The organism is Arthrobacter sp. D1-29, from assembly GCF_054130585.1.
The window spans coordinates 2,489,763-2,503,708 of sequence record NZ_CP096383.1; the positions used below are offsets into that span (position 1 = coordinate 2,489,763).

Consider the following 13,946-nt stretch of genomic DNA (forward strand, 5'->3'; position numbering starts at 1 on the left):
TCCCACGGGCATGATGCTGCCCTGAAATACGAAGACCGGTTGGCCTGTCCCTCCCTCGGGAAGCCAGAACCCGTTTGCTGGGCAGTGGGTCCCAGTCCTGGCCACCAGGGTGCGGGAGCTGGCGCTTGATGGGTTCCGGTACGCGCTGTGGATCTTCTTCACGATGGACTCCAAATCGCATATTGCTATTCTCTGAATACCTGCAAGGCATTTCGCCTGATGTATTTCCAGAGTAGATTCGAAGCCCACTGATGACTAAGACTAAAATGTAATGCCGTAATAAGTTAGGGCGATGACGGTTCGCTACCGGGCATACTTCTCACTGAGCATCTCCTGGAGCATTTCTTTCAACACGAGAAGAACAGCGGACGCAGCCTCCGACAAGGGCTCGTGATCTGGAGTGCATAAAGCAATTTTGCATTGCAGTTCAGGGTCGGTAATCCTCAGAACCAGAAAATCTTCCTCATGGAAAAGCGCGTCTGAGGCGGATTTCGGAAGAATGGTTGCGCCCAGATCGGCCCGAAGGAGCCTGGTCAACGAAGGGACGGATTCCACTTCACCAACCAAACGCAGAGTCAGCCCCTTCTTTTGCATGCCACCCTCCACGATCTGACGGAGGGTGTGGTTTTGCTCGGGAAGGAAGAGCCCGAAACGCTCCACCTCTTCTAAGGTGATCTCCGTGGAGTCCGATGAGGGCACGCGTGCGCGGTTGACCACCAGATGCAGGTCTTCCACGATCATCGTGGTGAACTGCACCCCCCGAATGGGACCCGGCTCATAGATAAGGGCCATGTCCAGGCGGCCATTCTTGATGGCTTCACTGAGGACTCCTCCGTAGATCTCAGTCAGGTGCAGCACTATATCCGGATATCTGCGGCCCACTTCACTGATGATCTGGGGCGTCAGGCTGGAGGCCATACTGTACGGCGCGATCGCTATTGACACGCGTCCGGAGGGTGCGGCACCTGAACGGGCGACATCCTCGCGTGCCTGTTCGACCTGCCGCAGGATGGTCTGGGCATGGCGGTAGAGAGTGTGGCCGGCTGCTGTAGGAACCACGCCCTGCTTACTGCGAATCAGAAGACGTTGCTTCAACTCACTTTCCAGGGCTGAAACCTGCTGGCTGAGGGCAGGCTGGGCAACGTGTAATGCCGCCGCGGCGCGCGTGATGCTTCCGGAGTCCACAATTTTCACGAAGTAGGCAAGTTTCCTAGTGTCCATTTTTCCTCTGTTCGTCCCTGAAGCGACACCGGTCATACGTGAAAGTTATGGCGGGATATGCAATAGGTCTTTGTGTGACCCATGCCTCGCCCGCTAGGTTGAGATCCAGAACACTTCTGCGTGACAACCAGATTATACCCTTCGAAACATAAGGCATTTATGTGGGGCGAGAAGCAATTTCCCATAAATGCTGCCTTCGCAATCTAAGCTGCGTCTTCTTCCACAATTAAATAAATGACTTCTGTCTTCTTGGAAGCAACAAACAATGTGTTATTTGTTTCCCCTTAATGGAAAGATCCGACCAAATGAAAATCATAACAAAGGGCAAGATCGGTCTGGCTGCGGCCGCTGCTGCAACGCTGGTACTCACTGGTTGCGGCGGAGGCGCCTCCGGTTCCGGCTCTGACGGCGGCGGCAGCGCCACGTCAGGGGAAATTAACCTGATTGCCTACTCCGGCGTCTGGCAGGACCAATACACGGCTGCGGTCATCGAACCGTTCAAGGCCAAGTACCCGGACATTAAGATCAACTACGCCTCCAAGCGCTCCTCAGCAGAAATGCTTAGCGCCCTGCAGGGGCAGAAGAACAATCCGTCCACCGACGTGGCAATCATGGACAACTCTGTATCAACCACAGGTAACACGCAGGGACTGTTCGACAAGATTGATACCGCCGCCGTCCCCAACCTGGCGAACGTTCCAGACCAGTTCAAGAACAAGGATGGATTCGGTCCGGTGGTAATGCTCGACGCAGTCGGCCTGCTCTATGACACCGCAACTTTCCCCCAGGCACCTGAAAGCTGGGACGTGCTGTGGGATCCGGCGTATGCGGGCAAAATCAACGTTAACGCTCCGCCCTCCCTGCTGGGGCTCTCCCTGACCGCCATCACCTCGAAGATGGAGGGCGAGGATTACACCCAGAGCATCGACAAGGCGGTGGCACGCCTCAAAGAGATGGCGCCCGGCGTCCAGACGTTCGCGCCCAACCCCGATGAATACCAAAACGTGATCACCGGCCAGACGGTACTGGGACTTGGACAAAACGCCCGCGGTCAGTTCTACAGCGACCAGAGCAACAAGAAGATGGGCGTGACCTTCCCCAAAGAAGGCACCGTGTACCAGATCAACACAGTGAACGTTGTTAAGGATGCGCCCAACAAGGAGGCCGCCCAGACCTTCGTTGACTACGCGCTCTCAGCCGAGGCCCAGACCGCTTTCGCCAAGGCACTCTTCTACGCACCCTCTGTGACCAACGCTGAACTGCCGGCGGACGTGAAGGACCGCGTGGTTCCCACTGACGGCTCCCTGAACATCGTTCCCCTCGATGTTCAGTTCCTGTCTTCAGCCCGTGACAAGTGGACCGACACTTGGAAGCGCGAAATTATCACCAAGTAGCCGTCCCCGCGGCGCCCCTCCCCACACCCTGCTTCAGGAGAAGTGAAAACGTGACTGAAACAAAACTGTCGATCGTGGATCTGACCAAAAGATACGCTGCCGGTCTTGAACCGGCCGTCGACCGCCTGAACATGGAGGTGGAAGAGGGGCATCTGGTGGCGCTCCTCGGCCCCTCGGGCTGCGGCAAAACCACCACACTGCGGATGGTTGCCGGCCTGATGGATCCGACCGCCGGCTCCATTGTGGTTGACGGCAAGGAAATCACCCACACCCCCGTCAACAAGCGCGGCATGGGCATGGTCTTCCAGTCCTACGCCCTGTTTCCGCACATGAACGTCGAACAGAATGTGGCCTTCGGGCTGCAGATGCGCCAGGCCTCAAAGGCCGACCAGAAACGCCGGGTGGCTGGAGCGCTGGACATGGTGCAGCTGGGACACCTGTCCAAGCGGCAGGTGAGGGAACTCTCCGGCGGACAGCAGCAGCGCATTGCCCTGGCAAGGGCACTTGTTGTGGAGCCGACGCTCCTGCTCCTGGACGAGCCATTGTCCAACCTGGACGCCAAGCTCCGCGAAACCATGAGGACAGAGATTCGCTCCATCCAGCAACGGACCCGGGCCACCACGCTGTTCGTCACACACGACCAGGATGAGGCGCTGGACATGGCAGACCGGATCGCTGTGATGAATGGGGGACTGATCGAGCAGTTTGGTTCTCCCACCGACGTCTATGAACGGCCGCGGACCCGGTTCGTGGCAAATTTCATCGGCCAGGCCAACTTCCTCACCGCCCGCGTTTTGTCCGAAACAGGTTCGGCCGCCAAGGGCGAAACGCATTACCGGGTATCAGTGGACGAACTCGGCCAGTTCGGAGCCGTGGGGGAACCCGGGCTGACGGGGTCCACGCATGAACTGGTCATCCGGCCGCACCGCCTCAAGGTATTCCTGCACCCTGCCGGCACCGAGACGATCTCGGGCATCATCGAGCGTGTCAGCTACACGGGCGATGCCATCTCGGTGGCCGTCAGGGCTGGGGACCGCGTCTTGCAGGCACAGATGCCCACGTCCAGCGGGGACCTTCCCCGTCCGGGCGACGCAGCCTATCTTTCATGGAACGAGCAGGATGCATACTTGCTGCCTGCCGCAGTGGAAGCCCCTGCCGCCCTGGAAGCCCAAGTATCATGACAACCACCCAACTGCAGTCCCCGTCTGTCCGCCGGGCCGGTGCCGCCGAAGGTGAGCTGGAAAAGGCCACAGGACGCCGAAACCGGCGGACCTACCTGGCCCTCCTCCTGCCTGGTCTCCTCGGGCTGCTGGTGAGCTTCGTCTTCCCGCTGGCCTACATGATTCGGATGTCCTTTAACAAGGGAGCACCGGACGGCGTCATCGAGGAAACGTTCACACTGGACACCTACATCCAGCCGTTAACTGACCCGTACTATTGGCGGGTCACCCTGGATACCTTCCAAATGGGCGTCACAGTGGGGTTGCTCTGCATTCTGGTGTCGTATCCCGTTGCCCTGTTCCTGGCCCGGAGCACCAGCAAGTACCGAGGGTTGCTTCTGGCCATCGCCATCGCACCCCTGCTGACGTCCGCCGTTGTGCGGACGTACGGGTGGATGGTCATCCTGGGCACGAACGGCCTTGTCAACTCTTCGCTGCAGGGCATGGGCGTGATCGAAACTCCGCTGAGGCTGACGAACAACATGACGGGTGTCACCATAGGCTTGGTTGAGATCTTCATGCCATATGCCATCCTCGCCATGATCTCCGGATTCGGCCGGCTCAGCCCGCAGCTGGAGGAAGCGGCTGGGTCCTTGGGTGCAAGCAAGCTGCAGGTGTTCACCCGGGTCACGCTTCCGTTGAGCCTCCCTGGAATCCTCACCGCGTTCCTTCTGGTCTTTGTGTTGTCCATCAGTACCTTCATCACCCCGCGCCTCCTGGGAGGCGGCAGCGTCCAGGTGCTGGCAACAGAAATCTACGATCAGACCACAGGCCTGCTCAACTGGCCGTTCGCAGCCGCACTCTCCGTGATCCTGCTGATCCTGTTCGGCCTGATCATTGCCGTCTACCAGCGCCTCACCAAGAAGATCGGAGGCTAGCCATGTCTGAAGCCCGCCTTTTCAAACCGCGGTTCAACCCGGCCAAGCCGGCGTTCGGGATCCTGGTGTTCCTGCTTTACCTGTTCCTGCTTGCCCCACTGCTGATCGTTTTTGTCGTCTCCTTCGCGTCGAACCAGTACCTGTCCTTCCCGCCTGAAGGGCTGACCTTCAAGTGGTACGAGATGCTGCCCGAGGAAAGCACGTTCATGAACGGCATGCGGGTCAGCCTCATCGTGGCCGTGGTTGTCACGGCCATCGTCCTGGCCCTCGGCGTACCGGTGGCACTGGCCCTGGACAGGTTTGAATTCAAGGCGAAGGCAGCGGTCCAGTCCTTTTTCCTCTCGCCGCTGCTGATCCCCAGCATCGTCCTGGCACTGGGGATGGTCCTGCTCTTCGGGCCGCTGGAACTGAACAACACCTACGCCGGAATCATCATCGGTCACGTAGCCATCACCATCCCGTTCGTGATCAGGACAACACTGATGAGCCTGGCAACCACTGACACGTCCTGCGAAGCGGCGGCGAGGATCCTCGGGGCAGGGTCCTGGACCGTCTTCCGGCGCATCACGCTTCCCATCATCCAACCCGGTGTCATTGCCGGCGGTGTCATAGCCTTCATCGTTTCCTTCGATGAAGCAGTCATCTCGCTCTTTGTTGCCGAATCAGGGCTGCCCACGCTGCCGGTGCAGGTCCTGCGGTACGTCGAGAACTCAGCCGACGCCGCCGTCGCTGCTTTGTCGGTCATCCTCATCCTGATCTCGCTCGTCGTTGTGGTCGTCGTCGAGCGGGCCATGGGCCTCCGCAAGGCCCTGCGCTAAAGGTCCCGGGATAGGCCCCCGGTCATAACCGGAGCCTATCCCGGGACATCGATTACGTCTTTGTGTGGGGCGGCCTACAGTGCCACGCTTGAAGAGGCGAGGCTGAAGAAGCTGCCCCCAACATTCTCCGACTCCCTGAGGGGAGCCAATACACGTCAGTACAAACGAAGGAAGGCGCACACTATGGGTCGCACAGTTGATCTCGTGGCAGATCTCGGTGAAGGCTTCGGTGCCTACTCCCTGGGCGACGACAACGCACTTCTCGAAATCGTTTCCAGCGCCAACATAGCCTGCGGTTTCCACGCAGGAGACCCGGACATCATGGACCGTACGGTGGCGGAATGCGTCAGGCGCGGAGTGAGCATCGGAGCTCACCCCAGCTTTCCGGACCTCCGGGGATTCGGGCGTCGCGCCATGGAGCTAACAGCAGACGAAGTCCGCAATGATGTCATTTACCAGATTGGCGCCCTGTCAGCCTTCGCCGCGTACCACGGAACCAGCGTTTCCCACGTCGCCCCCCATGGGCGGCTGGGCAACCTCGTCGCCACACGCCAGGACTATGCCGCCGCCGTCGCTGACGCCGCACACCGCGTAAATCCTGGCCTGATCGTCCTGGCCCAGGATGGTGAGCTCGCCGAGGCGGCCGCCGGGCGCGGCCTGCCTGTGGCCATTGTCGGCATCGCCGACCGTGCCTACGAAGAAGACGGAACCTTGGTGCCGCGCAGCCAGCCAGGGGCCGTCATCCACGATCCGGCAACCATCGTTGAGCGCACCATCCGCATGGTGTGTGAAGGCTTTATTGAATCTGTGTCTGGGCTGAAACTCCCCGTCGTCGCCGATACCGTCCTGCTGCACGGCGACAACCCCGGAGCCGTGGACCTGGCCCGGCTCATCCGCAAAGAACTGACTGCGGCCGGCGTGACCATTGCCTCGCTTGCCCAGGTGCTGGCGGCCAAAGCGGAAGCCGCCTGAGATGGCTGACAACCCAACACCGGTGGAGGTGCACGAGTCGGGCGACGCCGCCCTCCGGGTCGTCGCCACGTCCCCCGACCGCGAGCGGAACTGGGCCGCGGTGCATGCGCTGGCGGCTTGGCTCGAGACGGCCGACGTCGACGGCGTCCACGGCGCGGTCCCCACCTATGATTCGGTGCTGGTTGAGTTCGACCCGTACATCACTTCCGCCCGCCAGATCCGGGCCTTTGTCCTGCTGGGCATGCGCCAGCTCGATTTCGTTGGTGCTCCAGCCCGCACGCCCCGGCAGTTCGAGGTACCTGTGGTCTACGGCGGTGAATACGGACCCGACCTGCAGAAGGTCGCGGACCACGAGGGTCTCCCGGTTTCCGAGGTCATCGCCCTCCACACGGCCAAGTCGTACGTCATCCGGTGCCTGGGTGCCCCGGCCGGGTCGCCCATGATGGATGGTCCGGACTTCCCGCTGCCCGTGCCCCGGCTGAAAGACCCACGGCTTTCGGTACCCGCCGGTGCAGTCTCCGTGGCAGGACGGCAGGCAGTGATTGCGCCGGCGGTGGCCCCGGGTGGCTGGTGCGTCATCGGACAAACACCTCTGACGGCGCTGAACGCCCACAACCAACCCTTGGTTCCGTACATGCCTGGAGACCTGCTCCGGTTCCACGAGATCCCGGCCGCCGACTTCGAGCGCTATGCAGGCCTTGAGCTGGAGGCATCGAAATGAGCGGCACCCTGACCATCCAGCAGCCAGGCCATTCCGTGGTCACGGATCTTGGCAGGTTCAAAGGGCCACGGTACGGACTCCCCGTCAATGGCGCCCTGGACCAGTTTTCCGCCCGCGCCGCCAACATCCTCGCCGGCAACCTGGACAACGATCCGCTGATCGAAGTCACTGCCCTGGACTTCCGGATGCGTGCCGACTCGGACCTGCTCATCGCTGTTACGGGTGCCCCGCTTACCCTGAGCGTCGGCGGACGCGAATGCCCGCAGTGGGAACCGGTGTCCGTCCTGGCCGGTGAAACTGTTGCCTTACGGGGTATGAAGACGGGGCTACGCGCCTACGTGGCGGTCCACGGCGCCCTGGACGCTCCGACCCTGCTGGGCAGCTGCGCGCCGGACACCGTCGTCGGATTCGGGTTGAAACTTAACCAAGGAACTGTCCTCGGCTGCCGAAAGACCGTTCCGCCCATCCGGCAGCCGTATTTTGACCTTCCGCTGTTCCGGCTGGGGCTTACCCGCCCCGGAATCAGCGCCTGCCCGGTCATCAATGTAACTGACGGGCCGGACCTCGCGGAGTTTGGTGACACTGCCGAACTCCTGTTTAGGACCAGTTACACCGTGAGCGGACGGAGCAACCACATCGGACTCCGCCTCGGCGGAGCGCTTCCGGAAAGGCAGTCGACGGCGGAAGTCCTGTCCAGGGGCGTTCCGGTGGGGGCGATCGAAGTCCCGTCCCGGGAGGAACTCCTGGTACTCCACCGCGGACGCGGCGTGACGGCCGGCTACCCGGTTCTCGGTGTGGTCACCAGCCGCTCGCTGGATGTCCTTGCCCAGACCAGGCCCGGCGATACCATCACCTTCCGTAAGACCACTGTGGCTGAGGCCACCGCGCGGCACCGGGCTGCCGTGCGTGAGCTGGAGGCCCTTCGCACGTCAGTAAATACAGTTTTTGGCCTGCTGGGTGTGGGAGCCCCCGCGAGCTGGCGGGAACTCATGCCTGCCTCCGGAAGCTGAGGCCCGGATATGTCCCGCCGTAGTCACCAGAAACAAGTAAGGATTTAGAATGTCAGCGTCAATACGAGCGGCTGGTCCGCAGAACGATCGGCTGGATGCCAAGCAGACCCGGAAGGTGGTCACCGCCGGCTGTGTGGGCATCTTCGTGGAACTTTACGACAACGGCATCTTCGCCTTTATGGCTGGAACGCTTGCGCTGGTGTTCCTGGCACCGGGCAACCCTGACAACGCCCTGTTGTTCGTCTTTGCCGGCTACGCCGTGTCCTTCTTCGTGCGCCCCCTTGGCGCTGTGGTCTGCGGTTACCTTGGGGACCGGATCGGGCGGCAAAAGCTGCTGGTCTTTGTCATCCTGCTGATCAGCGTTGCCACGGCGGGCATTGGCTTGCTGCCGGCCTATTCGGCCATCGGCATCGCCGCGCCGATTCTCCTGGTGCTGCTCCGCATGCTGCAGGGCTTCTCCGTTGGCGGCGAAGCCGCTGGCGCTATGACATTTCTCGCCGAACACGCCCCGGAAGGCAAGCGCGGCATCATCACCTCCTACGCACAGATCGCCTCCTTCGCAGCGCTGCTGACCGGCACGCTCGTTGCATTCTCCATGTCGCCCTGGCTCAGCCAGGCAGCGATCGACGGCGGCGGTTTCGGCGCGTTCGCCTGGCGCATCCCGTTCCTGGTCGCCATCCCCATGGGCGTCATCGGCTGGTACATCCGCAAGGCCATCGCGGACACCCCAAACTTCGTGAAGCTGAAAGAAGAGGGCGGCCTGTCCAAGAACCCGCTCAAGGAAGCCTTCAAGTCCGCCGAACACCGCCGTGCCATGCTGCTGGCCCTGTTCATCCCGCTCATGAACGGCTCCGGCTACTACGTCCTGTTCTCCTACATGCCCACCTTCCTCAAGGGCAAGCAACTGAACTTCACCATCGGCGAGGCGCTGATCGTCACCGCCTGCAGCCTTGTGGTTATCTGCATCGCCATCCCTTTTATGGGCGCCCTCTCAGACAGGGTGGGACGTAAGAAGGTCATCGCCGGCTCCGCGATCGCCATGGCAGTCGTCGGTGTCCCCGCGTACGCCCTGATCGCCACCGGTGAGATGGCGCTGGCCATCCTGGGCGCCTCCATCATGGCAGTGGTCTTCGCCGGCCACACCGCAGTGATCCACATCCTGATAGTTGAACTTTTCCCCACCCGGGTCCGATACTCGGCCTACGGCCTGGGCTACAACATCTCTTCGGCACTCTTCGGCGGCACCGCGCCGCTGCTGATGACCTGGCTGATCTCCTCCACCGGCAACATCTACATGCCCGCTTTCTACGCCGTCATCACCGCGCTGGGCACCCTCGCGGCCGTCAGCACCGTCAAGGACCGGGCGCACCTGCCACTCCGCGACGCCTAAAAATGTCGGTGGCGTTGAAGCCACCGAAACACGTCACGTCAATTTTCCGAATTCATTGAAACACCATCATTGGAGACCTCCATGCCATTTTCAGACTATTCAACCGCCCTGGTCACCGGCGCTTCCACCGGAATGGGTGCAGCGATCGCCGAACGCCTTACTAAACGCGGGCTCACGGTCCACGCCGTTGCGCGTAACGAGGATCGGCTGAAGGAGCTGGCCGACAAGACCGGCGCGATTCCCCAGGTGGTGGACTTGACCGACACCGCCGCAATCACAAAAACCCTGGATGGCCTAAAAGTGGACGTACTGGTGAACTGCGCTGGAGTTTCCCGGCCGGGGAACATCCTGGACTCCAGCGCGGACGACGTCGACGAACTGGTGGACGTGAACCTGCGCGCCTTGCTTCAGCTCACACGTCTGGTCCTGCCCGGCATGGTGGACCGGGACAACGGCCACGTCATCAACATCAGTTCAATCGCAGGTCTTTACAATTTTTACGGACACACGGTCTATCACGCCACCAAGGCAGCCGTGCACCAAGTTTCCAGGCAGCTTCGCAATGACACGGTGGGCAAACGGATCCGCGTTACGGAGATCTGCCCGGGGCGGGTTGAAACCGAGATCTTTGGCCGGAACATGGGCGGAACGCCGGAAGCCATGGAAGAGGCATGGAAGACCTACTACGAAGGTTATGAGTCCCTGACAACGGACGACATCGTCAATGCCCTTGACTATGCGGTGGAAACTCCCCGGCATGTAAACGTGGGCATGCTGGAACTGATGCCCACCTTCCAGGTCCCCGGCGGCCTCACCTTCGACAGGCGTTAAAGCGCTACGCCGGCCCCCATATACCAACCACAGGATCGATAGGCCTTCCGATGCAAACAGTCCGTACCGTCAGCTTCCCCGACCGCCAGCTCCTTGCCGACCTCTCGCCCCTGCCCGAAGGGCTGAAGGGAGTGGTATGGGACCTGAAAACGGATCCCGACGGCGGGACGCTCGGTGAGATCGACGGCGTCATCCTCCCATACATCGACGCCGCCGCCGTGCTGGGCTCGCTCGGCCAGGTCCAGGACCTGAAATTCGTCCAGACCCAGTCCACCGGTTATGACGGGGTTGTTGAGGCGGCTGGACCAGCCGCCGGAGTGGCCAACGCCTCCGGCGTCCACGCCGCCGCCACCGCGGAACTGGCTGTGGGCCTGATCCTGGCGAAGCTGCGTGGCATCGACCAGGCAGTCCGGGATCAGCAGTACGGCCTCTGGCGGCCAGAGCGTCGCCAGTCACTGGCCGACAGGCGTGTTCTGCTGCTGGGCGTCGGCGGGATAGGTCATGAAATCGCACGACGCCTGGAACCCTTTGAGGTTACTGTCACCCGGGTGGGAAGTTCGGCCCGTACGGACGAATACGGCGAAGTGCATTCCTCCGCCGGCCTGGCCGCGCTTGCCTCGACGCACGACATCCTGGTCTCGGTGCTGCCCCTGAGCCAGCAGACCCATCAGCTGGTGGGGGAGGAGGTCCTGGCTGCCCTGCCGGACGGCGCCCTGGTTGTCAACGTGGGCCGCGGCTCCGTGGTGGACACTGCCGCCTTGACCAAAGAAGTCGTCTCCGGGCGTCTGCAGTGCGCCATTGACGTCGTCGATCCTGAACCCCTGCCGCAGGACCACCCCCTGTGGTCCACGCCCAACGCGCTCATCACCCCGCACGTCGGCGGAAACGCGTCCGCGTTCCAGCCCAGGATCCTCAAACTCCTCCGGAAACAGCTGGAAGCCCTTGCCGCCGGTCAGGCTCCGTCCAACCTGGTGCAGGATGGCCCCTTCTCATGAGCGGACTTTTTGATTTGACGGGGCGGGTTGCCCTGGTAACGGGTTCGAGCCGGGGGATTGGCAATGCGCTGGCACGGGCTCTGGCCGACGCCGGTGCCACGGTGGTGCTGAACGGCGTCAATGCCGAGCGGCTCAAGGACGCCGCGGCGGCGATGGCCGCGGAGTATGCGCCGGGGCAGGTGCACAGCATCGCGTTTGATGTCACATCCGACGCAGAGGCGGCGAGGGGTGTGGCGTGGGTGGAAGAGAACGTCGGCCCGTTGGAGATTCTGGTGAACAACGCCGGGATCCAGCACCGGGTGCCGATGTTGGATTTGGACGTTGCGGACTGGGAGCGGGTGATTACCACGGACCTGACGAGTGCGTTCTTGGTGGGACGGGAAGCTGCCCGGCACATGATCCCGCGCGGGCACGGAAAGATCATCAACATCTGCTCAGTGCAGACGGACCTGGCCCGGCCCACGATCGCCCCGTATATCGCGGCGAAGGGCGGATTGCGGAACCTGACCCGCGCCATGACCGCGGAGTGGGCGGCCTCGGGGCTGCAGGTCAACGGGATCGCGCCCGGGTATATCCACACGGAGATGACGCAGAACCTGGTGGATGATGAGCAGTTCAACTCCTGGATCCTGGGCCGTACCCCGGCGCACCGTTGGGGCACCGTGCAGGACCTCGCCGGCCCGGCGGTATGGCTGGCCTCCAGCGGCTCAGACTTCGTGAACGGGCAGACGATCTTCATCGACGGCGGAATGACGGTGGTGGTCTGATGCCCACCTCAACTGAACTCCCTGAGTTCGGGCTGGCAGTAGTTGCGCATGCGGCCGGAGACCTGCGGATCGATACGGTTACATTGGGAACGCCCGAACGGGACGAAGCCGTCGTCGAAGTAGCCTATGGTGGCATCTGTGGTTCCGACCTTCATTACTGGATGCACGGCGCGGCAGGGGAGTCGATCCTAAGGGCCCCACTTGTTCTCGGGCACGAAATATCGGGAGTTGTTGTCCGTGCGGCAGCGGACGGCAGCGGACCCGCCACAGGGAGCCCCGTCACAGTTCACCCTGCCACCCCTGGCCCGGGGAAGGAGCGGTACCCCGTTGATCGGCCCAATCTCTCTCCGGGGTGCACCTATTTAGGGAGTGCCGCACGGTTTCCGCACAAGGACGGCGCCTTCAGCCGCTACGTGAAACTGCCAACCCGCATGCTGCGCGTCCTGCCAGATAACGTGGACCTGAGGACGGCTGCCCTGATCGAGCCGGCCAGCGTAGCGTGGCATGCCATTTCACGCGCAGGAGATGTTGAAGGCAAGACTGCGCTGGTCATAGGTTGCGGACCGATCGGCGCCCTGGTCGTCGCTGTCCTCAAACGCGCCGGCGCGGGCAGGATTGTCGCCGTCGACATGCACGCCAAACCGCTGGAGATCGCCACTGCTCTTGGAGCGGATGAAGTTATTACAGCTGCGGATGTCGACGCCATTAAAGCGGTGGAAGCGGACATCGTTATCGAGTCCTCGGGTAACCACCACGGGCTGGCTTCCGCCATCCGCGGTGCCGCCCGCGCGGGCACTGTGGTCATGGTCGGCCTCCTGCCCACAGGACCGCAGCCTGTTCTCATCTCCCTGGCCATCACCAGGGAGCTGCAGCTCCTAGGGTCTTTCCGTTTCAACGACGAGATCGATGAAGTGATAGCTGCCCTTGCCGATGGCACCTTGGACGTAGGACCTGTCATTACCCACCAGTTCGCCCTTGCCGATGCAGTCCAAGCCTTCGAAGTGGCGCGCAACTCGGCTGAATCGGGGAAGGTTCTCCTGGATTTTTCGGGGGCAGACACTGCGCGATCCAAGACGTGACGATGCGATGCGTAGCTGTGGATATCAGCGGGCAACCGGAGTCCATCGTCGACCAGATCCTGGTCCAGATGGAGGACAGGGCCCATGCAGCTCAGTAACTGATCGTCACTTGCCCGGAGGGTCCGGCGTCTAAATCCAACTTCAAGCAATCCGATTCGAGGAAAGAATGCCCCCGCCCAGAACAGCTGTATCGCGGAGTTCCGGAACAGCGCTGCAGGCCGGGGGCATCGGCGCAGGACCCGGTTATCGCTATCGGGGAGCATCGAAAACCGTACGCCCCGTGCAGAAAGCCGAGAAGGTTCGAGAGCTTCTAAAAGAGCAGCGACAGGCCCTGTCCTTCAAATCCAGCAGCCTTCGAGACGTGTCGGTGCGGATGAATGAGAGGATCGCCCAAGCTATCAAGGATGGCTTGAAGGTCACGGACCTTGCGGTCGTTACTCAGCTGTCGCGCCCCGAGGTGCGACGAATTGCGCTTTCTTTTGCGGATCTGGACAGGACATCAACGACGGAGAGAGAACATCTCGAGGCTATCCGAAAGCTTGGAGCGGAACTTCAGGCAATTGAGAAGGCCAGGGACATGCTTGAGGAGAAGCGTCTGCACGTCATCGCAGCGGCTCGGAAGACCCAGTTGATTGACGACTACGAACTCG

General features: G+C 61.8%; 13 protein-coding genes. 12 read left to right on the forward strand and 1 reads right to left on the reverse strand.

Features of this window, described 5'->3' with window-relative positions:
• Positions 1-303: 303 nt before the first annotated feature.
• Complete coding sequence (gene nac / locus M1E17_RS11225) at positions 304-1,221, reverse strand: nitrogen assimilation transcriptional regulator NAC (RefSeq protein WP_457967704.1); 918 nt, start codon at positions 1,219-1,221, stop codon at positions 304-306.
• 305 nt (positions 1,222-1,526) lie between these two features.
• Between nac and M1E17_RS11230 the strand changes: the two genes are divergently transcribed.
• From M1E17_RS11230 to M1E17_RS11285, 12 genes are all read left to right on the forward strand, one after another.
• Positions 1,527-2,615, forward strand: coding sequence for an ABC transporter substrate-binding protein (locus M1E17_RS11230; RefSeq protein ID WP_457967447.1), 1,089 nt, complete (start codon positions 1,527-1,529; stop codon positions 2,613-2,615).
• A gap of 50 nt (positions 2,616-2,665) precedes the next feature.
• A complete protein-coding gene (locus M1E17_RS11235; RefSeq protein WP_457967449.1) occupies positions 2,666-3,796 on the forward strand; it encodes an ABC transporter ATP-binding protein in 1,131 nt (376 codons plus the stop codon).
• The gene (locus M1E17_RS11240; protein WP_457967450.1) at positions 3,793-4,713 is read left to right on the forward strand and encodes an ABC transporter permease; all 921 of its coding nucleotides are present in this window, start codon (positions 3,793-3,795) and stop codon (positions 4,711-4,713) included. The genes M1E17_RS11235 and M1E17_RS11240 overlap by 4 nt, the downstream gene beginning before the upstream one ends.
• A gap of 2 nt (positions 4,714-4,715) precedes the next feature.
• Positions 4,716-5,531: an ABC transporter permease gene (locus M1E17_RS11245; protein WP_457967452.1), complete on the forward strand. Its 816-nt coding sequence runs from the start codon at positions 4,716-4,718 to the stop codon at positions 5,529-5,531.
• A gap of 183 nt (positions 5,532-5,714) precedes the next feature.
• Entirely contained in the window at positions 5,715-6,503 is a 789-nt protein-coding gene (locus M1E17_RS11250) for a LamB/YcsF family protein (protein ID WP_457967454.1), read from the forward strand.
• 1 nt (position 6,504) lies between these two features.
• On the forward strand, positions 6,505-7,224 hold the full coding sequence (locus M1E17_RS11255; protein WP_457967455.1) for a 5-oxoprolinase subunit B family protein: 720 nt from the start codon (positions 6,505-6,507) through the stop codon (positions 7,222-7,224).
• Positions 7,221-8,234, forward strand: a complete 1,014-nt coding sequence (locus M1E17_RS11260; RefSeq protein ID WP_457967456.1) for a 5-oxoprolinase subunit C family protein — start codon at positions 7,221-7,223, stop codon at positions 8,232-8,234. Before M1E17_RS11255 ends, M1E17_RS11260 begins: the two co-directional genes overlap by 4 nt.
• Before the next feature lie 49 nt (positions 8,235-8,283).
• Positions 8,284-9,624 carry an MFS transporter gene (locus tag M1E17_RS11265; protein WP_457967458.1) on the forward strand — a complete coding sequence of 447 codons (1,341 nt, stop codon included), beginning with the start codon at positions 8,284-8,286 and terminating at the stop codon, positions 9,622-9,624.
• 81 nt (positions 9,625-9,705) lie between these two features.
• Positions 9,706-10,455, forward strand: coding sequence for an SDR family oxidoreductase (locus tag M1E17_RS11270; protein WP_457967460.1), 750 nt, complete (start codon positions 9,706-9,708; stop codon positions 10,453-10,455).
• A 50-nt stretch (positions 10,456-10,505) separates the two neighbouring features.
• Positions 10,506-11,450, forward strand: coding sequence for a 2-hydroxyacid dehydrogenase (locus tag M1E17_RS11275; RefSeq protein ID WP_457967461.1), 945 nt, complete (start codon positions 10,506-10,508; stop codon positions 11,448-11,450).
• Positions 11,447-12,217: an SDR family oxidoreductase gene (locus M1E17_RS11280; protein WP_457967462.1), complete on the forward strand. Its 771-nt coding sequence runs from the start codon at positions 11,447-11,449 to the stop codon at positions 12,215-12,217. The genes M1E17_RS11275 and M1E17_RS11280 overlap by 4 nt, the downstream gene beginning before the upstream one ends.
• Complete coding sequence (locus tag M1E17_RS11285) at positions 12,217-13,296, forward strand: L-idonate 5-dehydrogenase (protein WP_457967463.1); 1,080 nt, start codon at positions 12,217-12,219, stop codon at positions 13,294-13,296. The genes M1E17_RS11280 and M1E17_RS11285 overlap by 1 nt, the downstream gene beginning before the upstream one ends.
• Positions 13,297-13,946 lie beyond the last annotated feature (650 nt).